Source organism: Marinibacterium sp. SX1 (assembly GCF_050389775.1).
Lineage (GTDB): Bacteria > Pseudomonadota > Alphaproteobacteria > Rhodobacterales > Rhodobacteraceae > Marinibacterium.
Genome location: NZ_CP177144.1, coordinates 316,868 through 339,342, shown reverse-complemented (window position 1 = coordinate 339,342; position 22,475 = coordinate 316,868). Strand labels below are relative to the sequence as shown.

General features: G+C 67.0%; 23 protein-coding genes. 15 read left to right on the top strand and 8 right to left on the bottom strand.

Annotated features, from left to right (window positions below):
• Positions 1–135: 135 nt before the first annotated feature.
• From ACK3BB_RS01560 to ACK3BB_RS01540, 5 genes are all read left to right on the top strand, one after another.
• Entirely contained in the window at positions 136–954 is an 819-nt protein-coding gene (locus ACK3BB_RS01560) for a sulfotransferase family protein (RefSeq protein WP_428926972.1), read from the top strand.
• A 132-nt stretch (positions 955–1,086) separates the two neighbouring features.
• Positions 1,087–1,563: an SsrA-binding protein SmpB gene (gene smpB / locus ACK3BB_RS01555; RefSeq protein ID WP_428926971.1), complete on the top strand. Its 477-nt coding sequence runs from the start codon at positions 1,087–1,089 to the stop codon at positions 1,561–1,563.
• A gap of 97 nt (positions 1,564–1,660) precedes the next feature.
• Positions 1,661–2,515 (top strand): 3-mercaptopyruvate sulfurtransferase, encoded by an 855-nt coding sequence (gene sseA / locus ACK3BB_RS01550; protein ID WP_428926970.1) that lies wholly within the window; start codon positions 1,661–1,663, stop codon positions 2,513–2,515.
• Positions 2,515–3,699, top strand: coding sequence for an aromatic amino acid transaminase (locus ACK3BB_RS01545; protein WP_428926969.1), 1,185 nt, complete (start codon positions 2,515–2,517; stop codon positions 3,697–3,699). The genes sseA and ACK3BB_RS01545 overlap by 1 nt, the downstream gene beginning before the upstream one ends.
• A gap of 11 nt (positions 3,700–3,710) precedes the next feature.
• On the top strand, positions 3,711–4,310 hold the full coding sequence (locus ACK3BB_RS01540) for an MliC family protein (protein WP_428926968.1): 600 nt from the start codon (positions 3,711–3,713) through the stop codon (positions 4,308–4,310).
• Positions 4,311–4,842: 532 nt separating this feature from the next.
• Here the strand turns inward: ACK3BB_RS01540 and ACK3BB_RS01535 are convergent.
• Positions 4,843–6,195 carry an ammonium transporter gene (locus ACK3BB_RS01535; protein ID WP_428926967.1) on the bottom strand — a complete coding sequence of 451 codons (1,353 nt, stop codon included), beginning with the start codon at positions 6,193–6,195 and terminating at the stop codon, positions 4,843–4,845.
• Between the two features lie 28 nt (positions 6,196–6,223).
• Positions 6,224–6,562, bottom strand: coding sequence for a P-II family nitrogen regulator (locus tag ACK3BB_RS01530; RefSeq protein ID WP_088649366.1), 339 nt, complete (start codon positions 6,560–6,562; stop codon positions 6,224–6,226).
• A gap of 264 nt (positions 6,563–6,826) precedes the next feature.
• On the opposite strand from ACK3BB_RS01530, the gene ACK3BB_RS01525 reads away from it, so the two are divergent.
• Entirely contained in the window at positions 6,827–9,055 is a 2,229-nt protein-coding gene (locus ACK3BB_RS01525; RefSeq protein ID WP_428926966.1) for a transglycosylase domain-containing protein, read from the top strand.
• A 158-nt stretch (positions 9,056–9,213) separates the two neighbouring features.
• Here the strand turns inward: ACK3BB_RS01525 and ACK3BB_RS01520 are convergent, their stop codons facing one another.
• Entirely contained in the window at positions 9,214–9,825 is a 612-nt protein-coding gene (locus ACK3BB_RS01520; RefSeq protein ID WP_428926965.1) for an MlaC/ttg2D family ABC transporter substrate-binding protein, read from the bottom strand.
• A complete protein-coding gene (locus ACK3BB_RS01515) occupies positions 9,812–10,675 on the bottom strand; it encodes an MlaA family lipoprotein (protein WP_428926964.1) in 864 nt (287 codons plus the stop codon). The genes ACK3BB_RS01520 and ACK3BB_RS01515 overlap by 14 nt, the downstream gene beginning before the upstream one ends.
• A 199-nt stretch (positions 10,676–10,874) precedes the next feature.
• Between ACK3BB_RS01515 and ACK3BB_RS01510 the strand changes: the two genes are divergently transcribed.
• From ACK3BB_RS01510 to ACK3BB_RS01485, 6 genes are all read left to right on the top strand, one after another.
• On the top strand, positions 10,875–12,608 hold the full coding sequence (locus ACK3BB_RS01510) for a type I secretion system permease/ATPase (RefSeq protein WP_428926963.1): 1,734 nt from the start codon (positions 10,875–10,877) through the stop codon (positions 12,606–12,608).
• Positions 12,605–13,906 carry an HlyD family type I secretion periplasmic adaptor subunit gene (locus ACK3BB_RS01505; protein WP_428926962.1) on the top strand — a complete coding sequence of 434 codons (1,302 nt, stop codon included), beginning with the start codon at positions 12,605–12,607 and terminating at the stop codon, positions 13,904–13,906. The genes ACK3BB_RS01510 and ACK3BB_RS01505 overlap by 4 nt, the downstream gene beginning before the upstream one ends.
• Positions 13,907–14,108: 202 nt before the next feature.
• The gene (locus tag ACK3BB_RS01500) at positions 14,109–14,567 is read left to right on the top strand and encodes a RidA family protein (RefSeq protein WP_428926961.1); all 459 of its coding nucleotides are present in this window, start codon (positions 14,109–14,111) and stop codon (positions 14,565–14,567) included.
• Positions 14,564–15,331: a glycerophosphodiester phosphodiesterase family protein gene (locus ACK3BB_RS01495; RefSeq protein ID WP_428926960.1), complete on the top strand. Its 768-nt coding sequence runs from the start codon at positions 14,564–14,566 to the stop codon at positions 15,329–15,331. Before ACK3BB_RS01500 ends, ACK3BB_RS01495 begins: the two co-directional genes overlap by 4 nt.
• A gap of 45 nt (positions 15,332–15,376) precedes the next feature.
• Positions 15,377–16,564, top strand: coding sequence for a GNAT family N-acetyltransferase (locus ACK3BB_RS01490; RefSeq protein WP_428926959.1), 1,188 nt, complete (start codon positions 15,377–15,379; stop codon positions 16,562–16,564).
• Positions 16,561–16,857, top strand: a complete 297-nt coding sequence (locus ACK3BB_RS01485) for a 4a-hydroxytetrahydrobiopterin dehydratase (protein WP_428926958.1) — start codon at positions 16,561–16,563, stop codon at positions 16,855–16,857. Before ACK3BB_RS01490 ends, ACK3BB_RS01485 begins: the two co-directional genes overlap by 4 nt.
• A 154-nt stretch (positions 16,858–17,011) precedes the next feature.
• Here ACK3BB_RS01485 and ACK3BB_RS01480 read toward each other — a convergent pair whose 3' ends face one another.
• Together ACK3BB_RS01480 and ACK3BB_RS01475 are read right to left on the bottom strand one after the other, a co-directional pair.
• Positions 17,012–17,332, bottom strand: a complete 321-nt coding sequence (locus tag ACK3BB_RS01480; protein WP_428926957.1) for a hypothetical protein — start codon at positions 17,330–17,332, stop codon at positions 17,012–17,014.
• A 211-nt stretch (positions 17,333–17,543) separates the two neighbouring features.
• A complete protein-coding gene (locus tag ACK3BB_RS01475) occupies positions 17,544–18,032 on the bottom strand; it encodes a peroxiredoxin (RefSeq protein ID WP_428926956.1) in 489 nt (162 codons plus the stop codon).
• Positions 18,033–18,122: 90 nt separating this feature from the next.
• On the opposite strand from ACK3BB_RS01475, the gene ACK3BB_RS01470 reads away from it, so the two are divergent.
• From ACK3BB_RS01470 to ACK3BB_RS01460, 3 genes are read left to right on the top strand one after another with little or no spacing between them, the layout of a single operon-like run.
• Positions 18,123–19,331, top strand: a complete 1,209-nt coding sequence (locus ACK3BB_RS01470; RefSeq protein ID WP_428926955.1) for an NAD(P)/FAD-dependent oxidoreductase — start codon at positions 18,123–18,125, stop codon at positions 19,329–19,331.
• 24 nt (positions 19,332–19,355) lie between these two features.
• A complete protein-coding gene (gene rsmD / locus ACK3BB_RS01465) occupies positions 19,356–19,922 on the top strand; it encodes a 16S rRNA (guanine(966)-N(2))-methyltransferase RsmD (RefSeq protein WP_428926954.1) in 567 nt (188 codons plus the stop codon).
• Positions 19,915–20,556 (top strand): HAD family hydrolase, encoded by a 642-nt coding sequence (locus tag ACK3BB_RS01460; protein ID WP_428926953.1) that lies wholly within the window; start codon positions 19,915–19,917, stop codon positions 20,554–20,556. Before rsmD ends, ACK3BB_RS01460 begins: the two co-directional genes overlap by 8 nt.
• Before the next feature lie 197 nt (positions 20,557–20,753).
• On the opposite strand, the gene map is transcribed toward ACK3BB_RS01460, so the two are convergent.
• Positions 20,754–21,563 (bottom strand): type I methionyl aminopeptidase, encoded by an 810-nt coding sequence (gene map / locus ACK3BB_RS01455; protein WP_428926952.1) that lies wholly within the window; start codon positions 21,561–21,563, stop codon positions 20,754–20,756.
• Positions 21,564–21,719: 156 nt separating this feature from the next.
• On the bottom strand, positions 21,720–22,460 hold the full coding sequence (sfsA, locus tag ACK3BB_RS01450) for a DNA/RNA nuclease SfsA (protein ID WP_428926951.1): 741 nt from the start codon (positions 22,458–22,460) through the stop codon (positions 21,720–21,722).
• Between the last annotated feature and the right edge of the window lie 15 nt (positions 22,461–22,475).

Sequence of the window (22,475 nt, the reverse complement as noted above, 5' to 3'; positions counted from 1 at the left end):
GTCAGGGATTGCGGCTGCTCATGGCCTACCCTGATAATGATAACAGCCGATTGAATAAACAAACTTTGTTTGTTTTTTTGTGCTGAGATGGCGCCGACCGGTCGCAGGGCCGCAGAATGTCGAGGACGAGCGAAGATGGGGTTTCCCGGAACCTGGATGACCGAAAGCGAAAGCATGGTGTACCGCGTCGTACCCAAATGCGCCTGTTCGACGATCGGCCAGATCATGTATTATTCCGACCACGGCCGGTTTTTCGAAGGCGATATCCATGACGCCGACGGCGGGCTGCACAAATGGGCTCTCGAGCCCAGCCAGGCGCCGATCAGCCATGCGGTCAAGGACCACACGGCCTATGCCTTTACCTTCGTGCGCAACCCCTATGCCCGCATCCTGTCGTCCTTCTTCGACAAGATCTGCGGCATCCAGCGCAACGGCAAGCGCTACCGGGGCAACCTGGTGCCGCTCCTGATCCAGAAATACGGGATCGAGGTCGGCGGCGACGACGGCAAGCAGGAGTTCGACCAGATCAAGTCGTTCCGCCGGTTCCTGCTCTTTGCCCGCGACACCATCCGCTGGCGCCGCCCGATGGAACCCGACATCCACTGGTCGGCCATGTCGGGCCATGTCTCGACCTTCATCGTCAACGGCGGGCGTTACGACGACATCTTCTGGACCGAAAGCTTCAACGACGGGATGCAGAAGGTGCTGGACCGGGTCGACACCCGCCAGCCCGTCGACCTGGCCGCGATCCCGCGGTTCAACGAAAGCGAGGGGCACGGGCCGAAACGGGCGCATCCGGTCGAGGATTACTTCGACGACCTGTCGATGCATCTGGTCTATGAAATCTATCACCGCGATTTCAACCTGTTCAAATACGACCGCGACAACCCGGGCAACAAGATGCCCATCGGCGAGATCGACCTCGACGAGGTTCATGCCAAGCTGTCCGATTGACCGGCTCCGGGCGACCTGGCTGGGCGCGGACCCGGAAAATTCGAATTTTCCGGCCCGTTTTCCGGTCGGAAAACGGCTGCCCGGCCGCTGCCACCTTGCGTTGAACGTCATCGCGCCCTAGATCGGCACACCATGGCCAAGAAACCCGCAGATCCCAATTACAAGGTCATCGCCGAGAACCGGCGGGCCCGTTTCGATTACGCGATCGAAAGCGATATCGAATGCGGCATCCTCTTGCAGGGCTCCGAGGTCAAGTCGCTGCGCCAGAACGGCGGCAACATCGCCGAAAGCTACGCGGCGGTGGAAAACGGCGAGCTGTGGCTGGTGAACAGCTATGTCGCGCCCTACGAACAGGCCAAGATGTTCCCCCACGAGGAACGCCGCCGGCGCAAGCTGCTGGTCTCGCGCAAGGAGCTGGCCGACCTGTGGAACGCCACCCAGCGCAAGGGCATGACCCTCGTGCCGCTGGTGATGTATTTCAACCATCGCGGCATCGCCAAGATCAAGCTGGGCATCGCCAAGGGCAAGAAGAACCACGACAAGCGCGAAACCGCGGCCAAGCGCGACTGGAACCGCCAGAAACAGCGCCTGCTCAAGGACCACGCCTGACGCATCGCAGCGGCAGGGCGCCCGTGCGCCGGTCATGGCTTGCCTCCCCGTCCGGCAAAATGTACGCAATTTCCAAAGGCCGGAACAGGAGGGGCACATGCAGGACGATCCAGGAACGCTCGTATCGACAGACTGGCTGTCCGCGCATCTCAAGGACCCCGACCTCAGGATCCTCGACGCATCCTGGTACCTGCCGGCGATGAACCGCGATGGCCGGGCCGAATACGAGGCCGGCCATATCCCCGGCGCCCGGTTCTTCGACATCGACGACATTTCCGATCACCGCTCGGACCTGCCCCACATGCTGCCTCCGGTCGAAAAGTTCATGTCGCGCCTGCGGGCGATGGGCGTGGGCGATGGCCACCAGGTCGTGGTCTATGACGGGCTGGGCCTGTTCTCGGCCCCCCGTGTCTGGTGGATGTTCCGGGCCATGGGCCAGATGAACGTGGCCGTTCTGGACGGCGGTTTTGCCAAGTGGCAGGCCGAGGGCCGCGAGGTCGAGGACCTGCCGCCGGTCATCCGCGATCGCCACATGACCGTGCGCGTGCAGAACCAGATGGTCCGCGACGTGACCCAGGTGTCCGCGGCCTCCAAGCTGGGCGATCACACGATCATCGATGCCCGCTCGCCCGAACGGTTCCGCGGCGATGCGCCCGAACCGCGCGAGGGCCTGCGCGCCGGTCATATCCCCGGGGCGGTCAACGTGCCCTATGGCACGTTGCTGAACGCCGACGGCACGATGAAAGAGGCCGACGGCCTGCGCGCGGCCTTTGCCGCCGGCGGGGCCGACCTGGCCAAGCCGGTCATCACCACCTGCGGTTCGGGGGTCACGGCCTGCATCCTCGGCCTGGCGCTCGAGCGCCTGGGCAAGACCGATTATGCCATCTACGACGGGTCCTGGTCCGAATGGGGCCTGTCGCCCACGCTGCCCATCGCAACGGGAGACGCCTGATGTTCGAAACCCTGACCCCCCAGCCCGCCGACAAGATCCTGTCGCTCATGGCCGCCTATCGCGAAGACCCCCGCGAGACCAAGATCGACCTGGGCGTTGGCGTCTACAAGAATGCCGAGGGTGTCACCCCGGTGATGCGCGCCATCAAGGCCGCCGAGCGCAAGCTCTGGGAGACCGAGACGACCAAGGCCTATACCGGCCTGGCCGGCGATCCGGCCTTTGCCGATGCCATGATCTCGCTGATCTTCGCCGGGGCCGTCGAGCGCGACAGCATCGCCGCCGTGGCCACCCCGGGCGGCACCGGCGCCGTGCACCAGGCCTTTGACCTGATCCGCATGGCCAATCCCGGCGCCCGGGTCTTCGTGTCCGATCCGACCTGGCCCAACCATGCCTCGATGCTGCGCCACCTGGGGCTCGAAATCGTGCAATACCGCTATTTCGACGACGAGACCCGGGGCGTCGATGTGGATGGCATGATGGCCGACCTGAAACAGGCCCGGCCCGGCGATGTCATCCTGCTGCACGGCTGCTGCCACAACCCGACGGGCGCCAACCCCAATGCCGTCGACTGGCAGGCCGTTGTCGCCCTGCTGCAAGAGACCGGCGCCACGCCGATGATCGACCTGGCCTACCAGGGTTTCGGCGACGGGCTGGAAGACGATGCCGCGGCCACCCGGCTGATCGCCTCTTCGGTGCCCGAATGCCTGATCGCGGCCAGCTGTTCCAAGAACTTCGGCATCTACCGCGAGCGCACCGGCCTGCTGATGGCCGTCAGCCAGGACAAGTCGCGCGTGGGCGTGGCCCAGGGCACGCTGTCGCATCTCAACCGCCAGAACTTTTCCTTTCCGCCGGACCATGGCGCCCGGCTGGTCACGATGATCCTGACCGACGATGCCCTGCGCGCCGATTGGAAGGCCGAGCTGGAAGAGATGCGCAACGGCATGCTGGGCTTGCGCGAGCAGCTGGCCACCGATCTCCGCCGGCTGACCGGCTCGGACCGCTTTGCCTTTGTCGGTCAGCACCGGGGCATGTTCTCGCGCCTCGGCCTGCCGCCGGAAATCGTCGAGCGCCTGCGCGTGGAACATGCGATCTACATGGTCGGCGACAGCCGGCTGAACATCGCCGGGCTGAACGCCGCCACCGTGCCGATCCTGGCCCAGGCCATCGCCGAGACCACAAGCTGAGAGGACAGACCATGCTGCGAACGGCCACCGGACTGACCCTGCTCCTCTGGCCGCTCGCGGCCATGGCGCAGCCCTCCTTCGATTGTTCCAAGGCCGAGAGCTCGGCCGAAGAGGCCGTCTGCGCCTCTGATGCCCTCTCGGCCATGGATGTCGAAACCGCCCGGCTCTTCGACCTGGCCCTGCACGGGCCGGACATGACCATGGAACGTGCGCAGGAACTGCGCGCCTACCAGCGCGGCTGGATCAAGGGCCGCGACGAGTGCTGGAAGGCCGATGACCTGGCCCTGTGCATCCGCGACGAATATGCCCTGCGCATCGACGCCCTGCGCACCGGCTATGCGGATGCCCGCGCCACGCCCGGCGCCTCGACCGGGCCCTTTGCCTATGTCTGCGACGGGCTCGACGCGGCCGTCAGCGCCACCTACGTCCAGGCCGGCGATCCCGTGGTCGTCCTGCGCTGGGGCGACAATGCCCGGGTGCTGCCCCAGGTGATCTCGGGCTCGGGCGCGCGCTACGAGGCCGACGGGCTGCAGTTCTGGACCAAGGGCCCCGATGCCACGCTGACCCAGGACGGCGCCGACCACGCCTGCCGGCAGGACGGCATCGGCTGAGCCGCGCCGCCGCGCGCTCCCACCCCGGCCCCGTCACCGCTGCCCCTGCTGTCACGCGGCCCACCCCGCTTGCGCCGGCGCTCGTCTGCGCCAGGTTGCTGCTTCTTTCTCTTTGAAAATATCCGGCCGGACGCCCGCCCTCCCGCGCGCCTTTGGGCAGGGGCGATACCACGGAGCGGCTTTGGGCAGAGGTCACGCCCGTGCCGCTCATTCCGTGCGCCTGCGGTCATGGGCCATTTCCCGCACCATCAATCCGACACGCTTTCAGCCAGGAGAGACCTGCCGCGCATCTTCGGGCAAGGGCGGGTTCCCGCGTCCTCCACGCGTGCACCTTCGGGCAGGTGTGATCCTCCGGCCTTCCACCTTCCACGCCGTGCCGGGGCGAGCCACCGCGTTCCTGTCCCGCACGCCCACGTGCACCGGCCATCCCTCACGCCCAAGCCCCCCAGCAAGGGCTACCTCGACCGACGGCCAACAAAAAAGCCCGGGCGCGAACGCCCGGGCCAGTCATCAAGGCTGATTGGAAGGAATATCAGCCCTTGGAGAATTCCGGATAGGCTTCCATGCCCAGCTCGGCCATGTCGAGACCGTTGATCTCTTCTTCCTCGCTGACGCGGATGCCCATGATGGCATTCAGGATGAACCACACCACGCCCGAGACCACGAAGACGAAGACACCGACGATGATGATCGGGATCAGCTGGCCCATCAGGGTCGCGTCCGAGTTGGTCAGCAGCACGGCCAGGGTGCCCCAGATGCCGGCGAGCAGGTGCACCGGGATAGCGCCGACCACGTCGTCGATCTTGAGCTTGTCCAGCATCGGCACGGCGAAGACCACGATCACGCCGCCCACGGCACCGATCAGGGTGGCCGCACCCAGCGTCGGGGTCAGCGGTTCCGCGGTGATCGACACCAGGCCGGCCAGCGCGCCGTTCAGCACCATGGTCAGGTCGACCTTGCCATACATGATCTGCGTCAGGATCAGCGCGGCGATCGCACCACCGGCCGCGGCCGTGTTGGTGTTGGCGAAGATCCGGCTGACGTCAGCCACGTCACCGACGGTGCCCATGGCCAGCTGCGAGCCGCCATTGAAACCGAACCAGCCCAGCCACAGGATGAACGTACCCAGCGTCGCCAGCGGCAGGTTCGACCCCAGCATCGGCGTCACGCGGCCTTCGGAATACTTGCCGATCCGCGGGCCGAGGATCAGGGCACCGGCCAGAGCCGCCCAGCCACCGACCGAGTGCACGACGGTCGAGCCGGCGAAGTCGAGGAAACCGTACTGGCTGTCGAGGAAGCCGCCGCCCCATTTCCAGGACGCCTGGATCGGGTAGATCAGGGCGGTCAGGATGATGGTGAAGATCAGGAAGGGCCACAGCTTGATGCGCTCGGCAAGGGTGCCGGACACGATCGACGCGGTGGTCGCGCAGAACATCAGCTGGAAGAAGAAGTCCGAGCCGGTCGAGGCATAGCCGTAGTCGTCGGCGCCATCGCGGGCCACGCCCACGCCTTCGAGGACTGCAACGCCGAAGGCGCCCAGGTAGCCGCCGGTCTCATCGGTGCCGATCGACCAGTTGCCCAGCGGGTACATCAGGTTGTAGCCGATCAGGTAGTAGAAGATCGCCGCAAGCGAGAACAGTGCGACGTTCTTGGTCAGCTGCATGGTCACGTTCTTCGAACGCACCAGGCCGGCTTCGAGCATCGAGAAGCCCGCAGCCATCCAGAACACCAGGAAACCGCCGATCAGGAACAGCAGCGAGTTGAAGATGAAGACGGAGTCGGTCGACGCCGCCACGCCTGCGGGCAGCTCGGCATCCTGCGCCAGCGCCAGGGCCGGCACGGTTGCGACCGCCAGGGCAACCGGAAGGGTCTTGTGAAGTTTCATGTTCCTCTTTCCTTGCTTGATCGCGGTCTCAGAGCGCGTCGTCGTTGGTTTCGCCGGTCCGCACGCGGATCGCCTGTTCAACATCCAGCACAAAGATCTTGCCGTCGCCGATCTTGCCGGTCTGGGCCGTCTTCGCCACGGTCTCGACCACCTGGTCGACCGCTGCGTCGGACACCACGATTTCCAGCTTGATCTTCGGCACGAAGTTCACGGCATACTCGGCGCCGCGATAGATCTCCGTGTGGCCGGATTGGGATCCGAAGCCCTTGATTTCCGTCACCATCATGCCGCGCACACCAGCCTCGGTCAGCGCCTCGCGGACCTCCTCCAGCTTGAACGGCTTGATTGTCGCAATGATGAGTTTCACCTTTGTCCCCTTGATTGGCAGGTCGTCCTGCAAATGTGCCTCCGCAGAAGAAGCGGGATCGCCACGCGAAGGGAACACGAGGCCGGTCAGAACATGGGCAAGAGGCGGGGTTTACAACATGTTAATGATTAAAAAATAGGCTAATATGAAAATCGGCACAAAAATCGGGCATCATGTAAATGTGTCCGGCGGCCTCATCTGCGTTACAACCGGGGCATAAAAAAGGTAGACTGCCGGAAAAACGCAGGCCGAACAGAGCAGATCATGAGTGATTCATCCCGGCGTCGCCCTCCCGTGGTGGCCGAGAAGCGCTATAGCGCCAGCGCCCAGAAGCGCACCCCGAAATCGCCCGGCCGGGCGGACACGTCTAAGACGTCCAAGCCGGCGGCCAGCCGCAAGAGCAGCACGCGCAAGACCGCGCGGCGCGGTGGCTCGGGTGGCGGCTCCGGCGGGGGGAGGCGGCGCGGGCCGCTGGGCCTGATCCAGGCTTTCTTCGGTTTTATCCTGCGCGTGGTCTGGGGGCTGACCTGGCGCATGGGCCTGATCGTCTGCCTGATCATCGGGGCGGCCGTGGCCTATGTCTATTCGACCCTGCCGGAATACACCGCCCTGCTGGACGGCCGGGCGCGCGGGTCGGTCACCATGCTCGACCGCGACGGCGAGGTCTTTGCCTGGCGCGGGGACCAGTTCGGCGGGGTGGTCACGGCCGACACCGTGTCGCCGCATCTCAAGAATGCCATCCTGGCCACCGAGGACAAGCGGTTCTACCGCCATTTCGGCGTGTCGCCCCGGGGCGTGGCCAGCGCCGTGCGCATCAACCTGCGCGAGGGCCGCGGGCCGCTGGACGGCCACGGCGGGTCGACGATCACCCAGCAGACGGCCAAGCTGATCTGCCTGGGCGTGCCGTATGATGCCGGGGCCTGGAAGAACGAAACCGAATACGAGAACGATTGCCGCCGGACCACCCTGTGGCGCAAGGTCAAGGAAGCGGTCTATGCCGTGGCCATGGAGGCCAAGTACGGCAAGGACGATATCCTGACGATCTACATGAATCGGGCCTACCTGGGCGAGGGCACGCGGGGCTTCGAAGCGGCCAGCCAGCGCTATTTCGGCAAGGGCGCGGCGCGGGTCACCCCGGCCGAGGCGGCCATGCTGGCCGGCCTGCTCAAGGCGCCGACGCGTTATGCGCCGACCAACAACCTGGAACGGGCGCAGGGCCGGGCGGCGGTGATCGTCGGGCTGATGGAGGCCCAGGGCTACCTGTCGGCCGAGCAGGCCAGCGCGGCGCTGAACAGCCCGGCCGAGCTGTCCGAGGCCGCGGCCGAAACGGCGGGCGGTTACTTCGCCGATTGGGTGATGTCGTCGGGGCCGGAATATTTCACGCGCAACACGACCGAAGACGTGATCATCCGCACGACGCTGGACCGGCGTTTGCAGCGGGCGGCCGAAGAGGCGCTGGATTACTTGTTTTCCGAGAAGGTGCGCGAAGGCTCCGAGGCCCAGGCGGCGATTGTCGTCATGTCGGCCGACGGGGCGGTGCGGGCCATGGTCGGCGGGCGCAAGAAGCAGTTTGCCGGGGCGTTCAACCGGGCCACCCAGGCCCTGCGCCAGACCGGGTCCAGCTTCAAGCCCTTCGTCTATGCCACGGCGCTGGAGCTGGGCTATTCGCCCAATGACACGGTGGTCGACGAACCGTTCTGCATGACGATCACCGGGTCCGGCCAATGGTGCCCGAAGAATTATACCAACAAGTATTACGGCCGGGTGACCATGACCCGGGCGCTGCGGGATTCGCTGAACATCCCGGCGGTGAAGGTGTCGGAACGGGTCGGGCGCGAGAACGTGCGCAAGGTGGCCGGCGATTTCGGCATCCAGAGCGACCTGGCCGCCGGCCCGGCGCTGGCCCTGGGTGCTTCGGAATCGACGCTGATCGAGATGACCGGGGCCTATGCGGGCATCCTCAACGGCGGCTCGTCGGTCACGCCCTACGGGCTGAGCGAATTGCAGCTGCTGGGCGACGACACGCCGCTGATGGGCGCGGGCGGGGGGATCGGCGAGCGGGTGATCCGCACCGAGGCCGCCGAACAGCTGATCTGGATGATGGAAAAGGTCGTCAGCGAGGGCACCGGCTCGCGGGCGCGGCTGCCCGACCGGCAGGCCGCGGGCAAGACCGGCACGACCCAGGCCGCGCGCGATGCCTGGTTCCTGGGCTTCACGGCCGATTACGTGGCCGGGGTCTGGATGGGCTATGACGACAACACGCCGCTGACCGGGGTGACCGGGGGCGGGCTGCCGGCCGAGATCTGGCACGAGGTCATGGTGCGGGTGCACGAGGGCCTGCCGCCGCGTGAACTGCCGATGCGCCCGCCGATGGAAGGCCCGGCGACGGTCGATCCGCCGGCCCAAGCCCAGGCGCCCCAGCGCCAGGCCCCGCGCAAGGGCGGCTTTGGCCAGGCGGTGGACAACATCCTGAAGGATCTGTTCGGGGGATAGGCCCGGTAGGATGGGTGCGCCCCGGGCGCACCCATCCTACGAAACGGCGTCGAATCGCCTGCGGGCGGGATCGGGTGACCGGCGGTCGCGGCCGCCGATCCGGGTGTTGCAGGGGCGGAACGTGCCGCCCGGGTGCCTGTCGCGGGCCCGAAGGCCGGTCAGGACATGCCTTCCAGGGCCGCAATCATCTTGTCGACATTGCCGCCGTTCTTGTCGAGCAGCGCGCCGATCTCGGTGCGCTCGGTCAGCAGCAGGTTCACGCCTTCGATGAACATGTTGTAGAACCGGTCGCGGCCCGACCGGTCGGACACCAGGAACGACACTTCGAACGGCGATTCGCCGCGCAGCTTGACCGTCGAGCGGACCTCGTAGCCGTTCTTGATCGGCCGGGCCGAATTGACCGACACCTCGCCGCCGATGAATTCCCGGAACCGCCGGCCGTACTTGTTGGCGATATAGCCCGAGAAGGCATTGGTGAACCGCTGCAGCTGGCTCGATGACACCGTGCGCGCATCGGCGCCCAGGGCATAGCGCGCCATGATCGGCACGTCGGCATAGGTCGTGAAGAGCTTTTCGAAATCCCGGATCATCGCGCCTTCGGACTGGCCCGAGGCGATCACGCGGTTGATCTCGGCCACGACCTTTTCGACCAGGCCGCGGGCGCCAGCCTCGGTCAGGGCCAGGGCGGGCGAGGTGACCAGGGCGGCAAAGGCCGTTGCAAGCGTACCGGTCAGGCAGACGCGGCGGGTGAACTGATTATTGGAGCGCATAGGGGTCCTCGTAGGGATCGGAATACGGATCCGAATATGGGTCCGCCGAGGCATCGGCGTAAGGGTCCGCATAGGGGTCGTCATAGGGATCGGCGTAGGGATCAAACGCATCGGCATCGCCCCCGGTTCCCAGTTCGAACCGGCGGTTTTGCAGGTAGATCAGCCGGGCCTGGGCGTAACTGTCTGCACTTTCATACAAAATCGCGTCGATCGTGTCGCTGTAGCGGCCGCGGTTCGACAGCAGCTCGCCGGCGTTGGAATAGAGCGTGGCATCGCCCAGCGTGTTGTTGCCGATGAACGAGAACGGGTTCAGCCAGATGTCGACCATGATGCCCACGGTGTCCCGTTCGGTCGACGGGCCGTAGAACGGCAGTTCGAGATAGGCGCCCTCGCCGACACCCCAGGTGTGCAGGGTCTGGCCGAAGTCCTTGTCGACCACGGGGATGCCGAATTCCGAGGCCGGGTCGGACAGGCCGAAGCCGCCGATCGTCGAGTTCATCAGGAACCGGGCCAGGGCCCAGCCGAAATTCTCGATATCGCCCTGCAGCAGGGCATTGATCATGACCTTGGGCATGCCGAGGTTGTCGGCGAAATAATTGACGCTGTCCTCGATCGGGTCGGGCACGACCTTGGAAAAGCCGATGCCGGCCGGGCGATAGGCATATTGGTCGACGGTCAGGTTGAACTGGTGCATCGACCGGTTCTGCTTTTCGAAGGGATCGTGCACGCCCTTGGCCGCGATGACGCCATCGGGGGTGGAACTGCACGCCGCGACCAGCGGCAGGGCGAGCAGGGCCGCCCAGCGGGCCAGCCGGGGTGCGGACGATTGGTCAGGTGAAGACGCGGTCAAGTGGAAACCCCTGATGAACCTGTTTTGCAATAGATAAGCCGGAATGCCTCGAAGCCCAAAGGACTGGGGTCGAGATACGCAATCCGTGGCGAATTTGAAACTACCGTGAAGACATTTCTGCTTTACTGCGCCAAATTCGGCCGTATGCACGAAGGCATAAGTTGATGATCCACATTTCGAACGAATGGCCTTTTGAACCATGAGCCAGAAGCTGCCCCGACCGGGGATCGAAGAGCTGCGCGCTGCGCGCCGTGAAAGTCGCGGATTGTACTGGATGGTGGGGATCTTCAGTTTCTTCGCCAACCTGCTGATGCTGACCGGCCCTCTCTACATGCTGCAGGTCTATGATCGCGTCCTGGGCAGCCGGTCCGAGGAAACCCTGATCGCCCTGTCGCTGCTGGTGGCCTTTCTCTATGGCACGATGGGCGTGCTGGATTACGCCCGGGGCCGCATCATGGCCCGCGTCGGCGCCCGGTTCCAGACCCGGCTGGACCGCCGGGTCTTTGATGCCATGGTCCGCCGGTCGGCCATTGCCCCCGATCCCAAGGCCCAGACCGGGCTGATGGACCTTGAAGCCGTGCAGCGGCTGATCGGTTCGCCGGTGCTGATGGCCATCTTCGACATTCCCTGGACCCCGGTCTTCCTGGCCGGGATCATGATCTTCCACCCCTGGCTGGGCTTCCTGGCCCTGGGCGGCGGGGCGGTGCTGATCCTGATCACCTTCCTCAACCAGGCCTTCTCGCGCCGGCCCCTGCTGCGGGCCAGCACGGCCGGCCAAAAATCCCAGCTGATGTCCGAGGAGATTCGCGGCGAGGCCGAGATCGTGACCTCGCTGGGCATGCGTGACGCGGCTTTCCGGCGCTGGCAGGCCGCCCGCGACGAGGCGCTGACCAGCACGGTCACGGCCAATGACATCGGCGGCACCTTCACCTCGATGACCAAGACCCTGCGGCTGTTCCTGCAATCGGCCATGCTGGGCCTGGGTGCCTACCTGGTGCTGCAGAACGAGCTGACCCCGGGGGCGATGATCGCCGGGTCGATCCTGCTGGGCCGGGCGCTGGCGCCGATCGAACTGGCCATCGGCCAGTGGGCCATCGTTCAGCGCGGGATGAAGGGCTGGCAGAACCTGCGCGAATTGCTGGAAACCACCCCGCCCGAGATCCCGCGCACCAAGCTGCCCCGGCCCAAGGCCCGGCTGGCTGTCCGGGCCCTGACCATCCTGCCCCCGGGCGAGAAACGGGCGACGCTCAAGAACCTCAATTTCGATGTCGATCCGGGCGAGGCCATCGGCGTGATCGGCCCGTCCGGCGCGGGCAAGTCGACGCTGGCCCGGGCCCTGACCGGGGTCTGGATGCCCGCCGGCGGGTCGATTCGCCTGGATGGGGCCGGGCTGGACCAGTACGGGCCCGACGACCTGGGCCGCCACATCGGCTACCTGCCCCAGCGGGTGCAGCTGTTCGAAGGCACCATCGCCCAGAACATCGCCCGGCTGAGCGACAGCCCGGATGCGGCCAAGGTCGTGGCCGCGGCCAAGAAATCGGCGGCCCATGACATGATCGTGCGCCTGCCCGACGGCTATGACACCCGGGTGTCGGCCGGCGGCGGCCGGCTGTCGGGCGGCCAGATCCAGCGCATCGGCCTGGCCCGGGCGCTCTATGACGATCCGGTGATCCTGATCCTCGACGAGCCCAATTCCAACCTCGATAACGACGGCTCGGTCGCCCTGAACCATGCCATCCGCGTGCTCAAGGAAGACGGCCGGTCGGCCCTGATCATGGCTCACCGCCCGGCGGCGATCCAGGAATGCGACCGGCTTCTCGTGCTCGATCACGGCATGCGCGCGGCCTTCGGGCCCAAGGACGAGGTCCTGCGCTCGATGGTCCAGAACCATGCCGACATCCAGAAATCCGCATCCATGGGAGGCGTGCAATGAGCGATCGCCGGTTTTCGTCCCGTCTGCCCCTGATCCTGGGCCTGCTGGCCCTTGTGCTGCTGGTCGGCGGTTTCGGCACCTGGGCGGTGCGCAGCACCATCGCCGGGGCCATCGTGTCCTCGGGCCGGATCGAAGTCGACCGCAACCGCCAGGTGGTCCAGCATCTTGATGGTGGGGTGGTCGAGGAAATCCTCGTCGACGAAGGCGACAGCGTGGTGGCCGGTGACGTGCTGCTGCGCCTCGACGGCCAGTTCCTGCGCTCGGAACTGCTGATCACCGAAGGCCAGCTGTACGAGCTGATGGCCCGGCGCGGCCGGCTCGAGGCCGAGCAGGACGGGGTGGAGGACATCGTCTTCGACGACGAGCTGGAACGGGTGGCCGCCGGCCGGCCCGAGGTGCGCGGCCTGATGGACGGCCAGCTGCGCCAGTTCATGGCCCGCAACGAGACCATCCAGCGCGAGACCGAGCAGCTGGAAAAGCGGCGCGGCCAGATCGCCAGCCAGATCGAGGGCATCGACGCCCAGCAGACCGCCCTGACCCTGCAGCTCGACCTGATCCAGCAGCGGCTGGACGACCTGCGCCCGGCGGTGGATGCCGGGCTGGTCCAGGCCGGGGTGTTTCTCGACCTGCAGCGCGAAGCCGCCCGGCTGGACGGCCAGGTCGGCGAGCTGACGGCCCAGAAGGCCCAGTCGGACGGGCGGATCACCGAGATCGACATCGAGATCCTCAAGCTGGGCAGCCAGCGCCGCGAAGAGGCCACGACGCGCCTGCGCGAATTGCAGTACCAGGAAATCGGCCTGGCCGAAGAGGCCCGCAGCCTGCGCGAGAAACTGGCCCGGCTGGACATCACCGCCCCGGTGTCGGGCATTGTCTACGGCATGCAGGTCCACACGCCGCGGTCGGTCATCAAGCCGGCCGACCCGGTGCTCTACCTTGTGCCCCAGGACCGGCCGCTGGTCATCGCCGCGCGGATCGAGCCGGTGCATATCGACCAGGTCCATGTCGACCAAGCGGTGATCCTGCGCTTCTCGGCCTTCGACCAGCGCCAGACGCCCGAGCTGAACGGCGTGGTCACCCAGGTTTCGGCCGATGCCTTCGATGACGAGGCCACCCAGCTGAGCTTCTACCGGGCCGAGATCGAGCTGACCGAAGGCGAACAGGAGCGGCTGCCCGAAGGCACCGTGCTGATCCCGGGCATGCCGGTCGAAGCCTTCATCCGCACGGCCGACCGGTCGCCGCTGGCCTACCTGGTCAAGCCGCTGGCCGATTACTTCACCAAGGCCTTCCGCGAAACCTGACCGCCAGAAGAGGTAGGATGGGTGCTTGCACCCATCCTACGGGTGCCACCGGGCCGGGCAGGGCAACGCGCGTTCCGAACGTCGTCAAACCGTTACCCGGGCCTGCTACCCCGGCGGCCGGTCCGGCGCGCTTGGCGGTTTCCCCCGGGGCGCGACGCGGCTAGGGTCCGGGCCGGACCCTGCGAAACAAGGAATGATCCGCATGAGCTTTGAATCCCGGCTGGCCGACCTTGGCGTGACCCTGCCCGATGCCCCGGCCCCGGCGGCCAATTACGTGCCCTTCGTCGTGACCGGCAACACCGTTTATGTCTCCGGCCAGATCTCGATGGATGCGGATGGCCCGATCCTGGGCAAGCTGGGCGACGGCATGGACGTGCCCGCCGGCGCCGCCGCCGCCCGGACCTGCGCCATCGCCCTGCTGGCCCAGGTCAAGGCCGCCTGCGGTGGCGATCTCGACCGACTGGAACGCGTGGTCAAGCTGACCGGCTTCGTCAATTCCACCCTCGATTTCACCGACCAGCCCAAGGTCATCAACGGCGCGTCGGATTTCCTGGTCGAGGCCCTGGGCGATGCCGGCCGTCACGCCCGTTCGGCCGTTTCGGCCGCGGCCCTGCCCCTGGGCGTGGCCGTCGAAATCGAAGGCATCTTCCAGATCAAATGACCCAGTCCCTGCCGGAGGCCTTCCTGCGCCTGCCCATCGCGCATCGCGCCTATCACGACCTGGCCTCCGGCCGGCCCGAAAACGGGCCCTCGGCCATCGCCGCCGCCGTGGCCGCGGGTTATGCCATCGAGATCGACCTGCAAATGTCGGCCGATGGCCAGGCCCTTGTCTTCCACGATTACGACCTGGACCGGCTGACCGCTGAACAGGGCCCGGTCTCTGCGCTGACTGCCCGGGCGGCCACGGCCCTGCCGCTGGCCGGCGGGGCGCCGGACGACCTTGTGCCCACGCTGGGCCAGGTGCTGGACCAGGTGGCCGGCCGAGTGCCCCTGCTGATCGAACTCAAGGACCAGAGCCGCACCTCGGGCACCGGCCCGCTCGAAGCCGCCACCGCCGCGGCGCTGGACGGTTACACCGGCCCGGTGGCCGTGATGTCGTTCAACCCCGACCAGGTGGCCGAAATGGCCCGGCTGGCCCCCGACGTGCCCCGGGGCCTGACCACCTGTGCCTTCGATCCCGCCGACTGGCCGCTGGATGACGCGACCTGCGCCCGCCTGCGCGCCATTGCCGATGCCGAGCGGGTCGGCGCCAGTTTCATCAGCCACCACCACACCGATCTCGACCGCCCCCGCGTGGCCGAGCTGCGCGGCGCGGGGCTGGCCGTCTTCTGCTGGACCATCCGCTCGCCCGCCGAAGAGGCAGCCGCCCGGCGCGTCGCTCACAATATCACCTTCGAGGGCTATGCCGCCGCCCTGCCGGGTTGAAGCCCCGCGCCACGAGGCCACATTCAGGTAAAGACTGGAGGCCCCATGGATCAGGCGCAGATCGAAGTTCAGGTGCATGGCGCCTTGTCGGCCATCGACCCGGCGCAGTGGGATGCCTGCGCCTGCCCCGAGGCGGCCGATGGCGGCCCGCCGCTCGATCCGTTCACCACCCACCGGTTCCTCGACGCGCTGGAGCGCAGCGGGTCGGTCGGGCCGGGCACCGGCTGGCAGCCGCAATACCTCACGGCCTACATGGACGGCCAGATGATCGCCTGTGCGCCGCTCTATGCCAAGAGCCACAGCCAGGGCGAATACATCTTCGACCACAACTGGGCCCATGCCTATGAAAACGCCGGCGGGCGGTATTACCCCAAGCTGCAGATCGCCGTGCCCTTCACCCCGGCCACCGGCCGGCGCCTGCTGGTCCGGCCGGGCTATGACGGCATCGGCCAGTCGGCCCTGGTGCAGGGCGCGGTGCAGCTGGCCTCGGACAATGGCGTGTCGTCGATCCACGTGACCTTCTGCACCGGCGACGAGGCGGCCATGGGCGAGGAGATGGGCCTGATGTCGCGGGCCACCCAGCAGTTCCACTGGCTCAACGACGATTATGCCGATTTCGAGGCCTTCCTGGCCTCGCTGTCGTCGCGCAAGCGCAAGAACATCCGCAAGGAACGGCGCCAGGCCAACGATTTCGGCGGCGAGATCGTCATGCTGACCGGCGACGAGCTGAAACCCGACCATTGGGATGCCTTCTGGCGGTTCTACCAGGACACCGGCTCGCGCAAATGGGGCAGCCCCTACCTGACCCGCGAATTCTTCGACATCGCCCAGGAGACTCTGCGCGACGACATCCTGCTGGGCCTGGCCGTCGACAGCGGGTTTCCCATCGCCGGGGCGCTGAACTTCATCGGCCGCGACACGCTGTTCGGCCGCTACTGGGGCTGCATCGAACACCACCCGTGCCTGCATTTCGAACTGTGCTACTACCGGGCCATCGACCATGCCATCGCCCGGGGGCTGAAACGGGTCGAGGCCGGGGCCCAGGGCGAACACAAGCTGGCGCGCGGCTACCTGCCGACCCAGACCCATTCGCTGCACTGGGTGGGCGACCCGGGTTTCGCCAAGGCCATCGCGCGCTACCTTGAGGCCGAGCGCGAGGCCGTGGCCGAGGAAATCGAGATCCTGACCGACTACGGCCCGTTCCGCAAAACCCATGTGGAGGAACAGGAATGAGTGACCAACTGACCGGGACCGACCGGGCCAAGGCCCTGGCCTTGCTGCAGGAAACCGGATGGAGCGAGGTCGAGGGCCGCGATGCCATCGCGCGGACCTTCGAATTTGCCGATTTCGTCGAGGCTTTCGGGTTCATGACCCGCGTGGCCATCGTGGCCGAAAAGATGAACCATCACCCGGAATGGGAAAACGTCTACAAGACCGTGCGCGTGGTGCTGACCAGCCACGATATCGGCGGGCTTAGCCAGCGCGATCTGCGGCTGGCCACCCGGATGGAACAGCTGGCCGCCTGATCGGCACGACACCCGGCCTGCGTGTCGGGCCACGTGCTGCCCGGTCCGTCGGGCCACGTGCCGCCCGGTCCGTCTGGCCACGCGCCGGCGCGCCCTTGCCGGCCCGCCCGCCCGGTCCCGGGCGCAGCGGAGCCGGCACCGGCCAATCCCGGTCTCAGCGGTTGGATTCGCCGATGGTCCGGGCCTTCATGCCCTTGTCGAACGTGGCCGAGAATTCGGCCGGGGTCAGCGTGCCAGATGCCAGCGACACGCCGGCCGGCGGGCTGGTGTCGCGCCGGCCGTTGACCGAGATCGAGCCGTTGGAATTGTACTTGAAGCACTTGTTGTCATAGCAGTTCAGCCCCGGCTGAATGCGGATCTCGGTGGCGCCGCTGGCGCTGACCGTCGTGCTGTTAGGCTGGGTCTCGCAGGCGGCGAGGGCGAAACCGGCAAAGCCCGCGAAACAGATCGGGCGCATCGCTGAATAAAGCGGCATGGTACAAACCTCTGTGGGAACACACGTCCCCGTTACCATCGATGCCGCCGCCCTGTCCTGCGCCGAGGGCCGGCCGCCTTTCACATTCGCGTGCAGGGCCGGCCGGTATCGCGCCCGGGGTCATTTCCTGGTCAACCGGCGCGCAAGTCGCGGACCGGCCGCCGGTTTCCCGGGCGCGGCTGTCATGTCCGGCCGATGCCCGGCCGGCGGGTCAGATCGTTTCCAGCAGGGACTCGCCGCCGGAAATCTCGCAGGTGCCCGGGCTTTCCTCGAGCTGCAGCACCTTGACCACGCCGTCCTCGGCATACATCGCATACCGCTTGGACCGGGCGATCAGGCCGGCCGGCGGGGCGTCGAAATTCATGCCGATCGCCGTGGTAAAGGCGCTTTCGGCATCGGCCAGCAGGGTCAGCCCGGCCTCGGTCGCGCCGGTGGCCTCGCCCCAGGCCTTCATCACGAAGGGATCGTTGACCGACACGCAGATGATCTCGTCCACGCCCTTGGCATCGAACCCGTCCTTGGTGCGGATGAAGCTGGGCACATGGGCCATCGAACAGGTCGGGGTGAAGGCGCCGGGCACGGCAAAGATCACCACCTTGCGGCCTGCGGTCAGGCTTTTCAGTTCCACGGGTTCGGGCCCCGCGTCGCCCATACGCGTCAGCGTGACCTCGGGCAGGGTGTCTCCGGGTGCAATGGCCATGGATCGGCTCCTTTGATGAATTGCGTTTCGGTTCACCGGGACTATAGGGTCTGATCGCAACGAGACCATGGCAAATCGGGAGCAGCAGGCATGAGCGGTATTGTGGTGATCGGCGGAGGGCAGGCCGGGGCGTCGCTCGTGGCAAAACTGCGCAAGGACGGCTATGACGGGGCCATCACCCTGATCGGTGCCGAGCCGGTTCCGCCCTACCAGCGCCCGCCCCTGTCCAAGGCCTATCTGCTGGGCGAGATGGAGGTCGAACGCCTCTTCCTACGCCCCGAAAGTTTCTATGCCGACCAGGACATTACCCTGCGCCTGGGCCAGAGCGTGACGGCCATCGACACGGCGGCGCGCACGGTGTCGCTGGGCGACGAGGTGCTGAGCTATGACCAGCTGGCCCTGACCACCGGCTCGGTGCCCCGGCGCCTGCCCGCGGCGATCGGAGGCGAGCTGGGCGGGGTCTATGGCGTGCGCTCGCTGGCCGATGTCGATGCCATGGCCCACGAGGTGCGCGAAGGCGCCCGGGCGCTGATCGTCGGCGGGGGCTACATCGGGCTGGAAGCCGCGGCTGTGGCGGCCAAGCGGGGCATGCAGGTCACGCTGGTCGAGATGGCCGAACGCATCCTGCAACGGGTGGCCGCGCCCGAGACCAGCGCCTATTTCCGCGACCTGCACCGGGGCCATGGCGTCGATCTCCGCGAGGGCGTGGGCCTGACCCGCCTGCTGGGCGATGGCCACGTGACGGGCGCCGAGCTGACCGATGGCAGCCGGATCGACGTCGACCTGGTGGTCGTGGGCGTGGGAATCCTGCCCGACACCGCCCTGGCCGAGGCCGCCGGCCTGGCCATCGACAACGGCATCCGCACCGATGAACAGGGACGGACCTCGGATTCCCATGTCTGGGCCGCGGGCGATTGCGCGTCCTTCCCCTACAAGGGCGAGCGGCTGCGGCTGGAAAGCGTGCCCAATGCCATCGACCAGGCCGAGATCGTCGCGCGCAACATGATGGGCGCCGGGGTCGACTACCTGGCCACGCCCTGGTTCTGGTCGGACCAATACGACGTCAAGCTGCAGATCGCCGGGCTGAACCGGGGCTACGACCAGGTTGTCGCCCGCCGGGGCGAGGGCAACAGCGTGTCATTCTGGTATTACCATGCCGGCCAGCTGATCGCCGTCGACGCGATGAACGATCCCCGGGCCTACATGGTCGGCAAGCGCCTGATCGATGGCGGCAAGACGGCCGATCCGGCGGTGGTCGGTGATGCCACGGCCGATCTCAAGCCGCTGCTGCGGGCCTGATCGGGCCATGGCGGCGGGGATGTCATGCGCATAGTGTCGGGCCGGTTCCGCGGCCGCCGGCTGGCCGCCCTGGGCAAGGGCGATCCGGCGGCCCAGCTGCGGCCGACGACCGACCGCGTGCGCGAAAGCCTGTTTTCCATGCTCACCCATCTCGATGCGATCGATGGCGCGCGGGTGCTCGACGTCTTTGCCGGCACCGGGGCGCTGGGGCTCGAGGCGCTGTCGCGCGGGGCGTCGCATGTGACCTTCGTGGAAAGCGGGCGCAAGGCGCTGGCGCTGATCCGCGAGAATGTCGCGTTGCTGGATATCGCGGCCGAGGTCGAGATCATCGCCCGCGACGCGCTGAAACCGGGGCCGGGTGCCGCGGCGGATCTGGTCTTCCTCGACCCGCCCTATGGCCGGGGGCTGGGTGACAAGGCCCTGGCGGCCCTGGCCCGGGCCGGCCGGCTGGCGCCCGGCGCGCTGATCGTCTGGGAGGAATCGGCGCCGATGGCCGCGCCGCCGGGGTTTGCCCCCGAAGACACGCGGCGATATGGCGATACACATGTCACCCTGCTCAGGTGGCCCGGTGAAAGGGATAACGATGACTGACCTGGTGATCTTCGATTGCGACGGCGTGCTGGTGAACAGCGAGACAACGGCCAACGAGGTGCTGGTGGCCAACCTGGCGGGCTACGGGCTGAACGTGACGCTGGAAGAGAGCGAGCGGATGTTCGTCGGCGGCACGATCCACGGGGTCTTTGCCACCGCCCGCCAGATGGGCGCCGACCTGCCCGACGGCTGGGTCGACGCGATCTACCAGGAGATCTTTGCCCGGCTGGCCGAAGGGGTGGCGGTGATGCCCGGGGTGGTCGAGCTGCTGGACCTGCTGGAGGCGCGGGGAGTTCCCTATTGCGTGGCGTCCAACGGGCCGCCCGAGAAGATGCGCATCACCCTGGGCCAGAACGGCCTGTGGGAGCGGTTCGAGGCCAGCATGGTCTCGGCCCATACCCATGGCGTGGCCAAGCCCGACCCGGGTCTCTTCCTGCAGGCCGCCGCGCCCTTCGGGGTCAGCCCGGACCGGGCGGTGGTGATCGAGGACAGCCGCAACGGCGTGATGGCGGCCAGTGCCGCGGGGATGCGCTGCCTGGCGCTGGTGCCACAGGGCGACGGCGCCCACCTGGAAACCCTGGGCGCCGAGGTGATCCGCCACATGAACGAGGTGCCCGGGCGGATCGGCCTCTAGGCCAATGGCGCGCGCCTTGGCCGGCGTCCGGCAGGGATATTTTCAAAGAGAAAGAAGCAGCAGGCCCGCCCACGCCCGACGCTCCGCGCGGACGGCACGCGCGCCCCTGTGGCAAGGGCGCGGCGTCCTGTCTTCTTCTTGGGTCAAATACCCTCCGCCGGAGGCATCCGCCCCCGCCGCCCGCGCCGTGGCCGGGCCTAGCCGTAGGTCGGGTGGAACTTGCCCCCGGGCGAAAGGGTAAAGATCTCTACCCCGTCGGCGGTCACGCCCACGGAATGTTCGAACTGGGCCGACAGCGACTTGTCGCGGGTCACGGCCGTCCAGTCATCGGCCAGGGTCTTGGTTTCGGGCCGGCCCAGGTTCACCATCGGCTCGATGGTGAAGAACATGCCCTCTTCCAGCACCGCGCCGGTGCCCGGCCGCCCGTAATGCAGAACGTTCGGCGGGGCATGGAACACCCGGCCCAACCCGTGGCCGCAGAAATCGCGCACGACCGACATGCGGTTGCCTTCGACATAGGTCTGGATCGCATGGCCGATGTCGCCGAAGGTGTTGCCCGGCCGGACCATCTCGATGCCCTTGAACAGCGAGTCATGGGTGACCTGGATCAGCCGCTCGGCCTTGCGCGGCAGTTTGCCCGCCACGTACATCCGGCTGGTATCGCCATACCAGCCATCGACGATCACCGTCACGTCGATGTTCAGGATATCGCCGTCCTTCAGCGTCTTGGGCCCCGGAATCCCGTGGCAGACCACGTGGTTGACCGAAATGCAGCTGGCGTGCTGATAGCCCTTGTAGCCGATCGTCGCCGATTTGGCCCCGGCCTCTTCGACCATTTCCGTGATCCGCGTGTCGATCGCTTCGGTCGTCTGGCCCGGAAAGACCAGCGGCGCGATCTCGTCGAGGATCCGGGCCGCGACCGCCCCGGCAGCATGCATGCCCGCGAAATCGGACGGATCATAGATCCGGATGCCATCCTTCGTCAGTCTGCCGCGCGTGTTGTCCAAGACGTCTTCTCCTGTTCCGTCACTGATATTAAGGCCTTGTGGCCGATGATGCCAGAGGGTGCGGCATTTGTGTGGCCCCGGGCCCGCAATCGTGATCACGCATGGCCCGCGGGCACTCGCCCATGCCGGGTGGCGCGGCCGGCCGGGCCGGCCCGGTCATCCTAGCATTCCTCCGCCGCAGATGCATCCATCCCCGCCGCAGCGCGGCACGGGCGCACCCAGGGTGATCGCCTCGGGCGTGATCCGCGTGCCCATGACCATGACCTCGACCCCGGCCGCCTCGGCCCGGGTCAGCGCCGCGGCATAGGTCGGATCGATATCCGCCGCCGGGGCGAAACAGGCCGTATCGGTGCGCTGGACCAGGAACAGCATCACCGCCCGGTGCCCCTGGGCGGCCATCTCGGACAGCTCGGCCAGGTGCTTGGTGCCCCGGGCCGTCACGCTGTCGGGAAACTCGGCCCGGCCGGGCGCCCGCGACAGGGTCACCGACTTGACCTCGACATAGGCATCGGCCCGCCCGTCGCCCTGCAACAGGAAATCGATCCGGCTGGCTGCCCCGTATTTCACCTCGGGGCGCACCCGGTCATAGCCCGTCAGCCCCGGCACCTGGCCGGCCTCCAGCGCCGCGCGCAGCGCCCGGTTGGGCACCGAGGTATCGACCCCGGTGAAATGGCCGTTTTCGTGATCGACCAGCCGCCAGCCCCATTTCAGCTTCTTCCTGGGATCGTCGTTCGGCTCCAGCCAGATCTTCATGCCCGGCTCGGCCAGCCCCATCATCGACCCGGGGTTGGCACAATGGGCCGTCACCTCGCGCCCGTCCTCCAGCCGGCAATCGGCGAGAAACCGTTTGTACCGGCGGATCAGCCGAGCGTGAACGAGGGGGGATGGAAAGCGCATTGCGCTAGCCCTATA

Bases quoted from the DNA above. Each gene is read 5' to 3' on its own strand.
- ACK3BB_RS01480 (WP_428926957.1), bottom strand. From the start codon at position 17,332: ATGCCGCTTTATTCAGCGATGCGCCCGATCTGTTTCGCGGGCTTTGCC.
- ACK3BB_RS01540 (WP_428926968.1), top strand. From the start codon at position 3,711: ATGCTGCGAACGGCCACCGGACTGACCCTGCTCCTCTGGCCGCTCGCG.
- ACK3BB_RS01485 (WP_428926958.1), top strand. From the start codon at position 16,561: ATGAGTGACCAACTGACCGGGACCGACCGGGCCAAGGCCCTGGCCTTG.
- ACK3BB_RS01535 (WP_428926967.1), bottom strand. From the start codon at position 6,195: ATGAAACTTCACAAGACCCTTCCGGTTGCCCTGGCGGTCGCAACCGTG.
- sseA (WP_428926970.1), top strand. From the start codon at position 1,661: ATGCAGGACGATCCAGGAACGCTCGTATCGACAGACTGGCTGTCCGCG.
- ACK3BB_RS01470 (WP_428926955.1), top strand. From the start codon at position 18,123: ATGAGCGGTATTGTGGTGATCGGCGGAGGGCAGGCCGGGGCGTCGCTC.
- ACK3BB_RS01505 (WP_428926962.1), top strand. From the start codon at position 12,605: ATGAGCGATCGCCGGTTTTCGTCCCGTCTGCCCCTGATCCTGGGCCTG.
- ACK3BB_RS01525 (WP_428926966.1), top strand. From the start codon at position 6,827: ATGAGTGATTCATCCCGGCGTCGCCCTCCCGTGGTGGCCGAGAAGCGC.
- ACK3BB_RS01460 (WP_428926953.1), top strand. From the start codon at position 19,915: ATGACTGACCTGGTGATCTTCGATTGCGACGGCGTGCTGGTGAACAGC.
- smpB (WP_428926971.1), top strand. From the start codon at position 1,087: ATGGCCAAGAAACCCGCAGATCCCAATTACAAGGTCATCGCCGAGAAC.
- ACK3BB_RS01495 (WP_428926960.1), top strand. From the start codon at position 14,564: ATGACCCAGTCCCTGCCGGAGGCCTTCCTGCGCCTGCCCATCGCGCAT.
- ACK3BB_RS01520 (WP_428926965.1), bottom strand. From the start codon at position 9,825: ATGCGCTCCAATAATCAGTTCACCCGCCGCGTCTGCCTGACCGGTACG.
- ACK3BB_RS01490 (WP_428926959.1), top strand. From the start codon at position 15,377: ATGGATCAGGCGCAGATCGAAGTTCAGGTGCATGGCGCCTTGTCGGCC.
- sfsA (WP_428926951.1), bottom strand. From the start codon at position 22,460: ATGCGCTTTCCATCCCCCCTCGTTCACGCTCGGCTGATCCGCCGGTAC.
- ACK3BB_RS01560 (WP_428926972.1), top strand. From the start codon at position 136: ATGGGGTTTCCCGGAACCTGGATGACCGAAAGCGAAAGCATGGTGTAC.
- rsmD (WP_428926954.1), top strand. From the start codon at position 19,356: ATGCGCATAGTGTCGGGCCGGTTCCGCGGCCGCCGGCTGGCCGCCCTG.
- ACK3BB_RS01475 (WP_428926956.1), bottom strand. From the start codon at position 18,032: ATGGCCATTGCACCCGGAGACACCCTGCCCGAGGTCACGCTGACGCGT.
- ACK3BB_RS01500 (WP_428926961.1), top strand. From the start codon at position 14,109: ATGAGCTTTGAATCCCGGCTGGCCGACCTTGGCGTGACCCTGCCCGAT.
- ACK3BB_RS01510 (WP_428926963.1), top strand. From the start codon at position 10,875: ATGAGCCAGAAGCTGCCCCGACCGGGGATCGAAGAGCTGCGCGCTGCG.
- ACK3BB_RS01545 (WP_428926969.1), top strand. From the start codon at position 2,515: ATGTTCGAAACCCTGACCCCCCAGCCCGCCGACAAGATCCTGTCGCTC.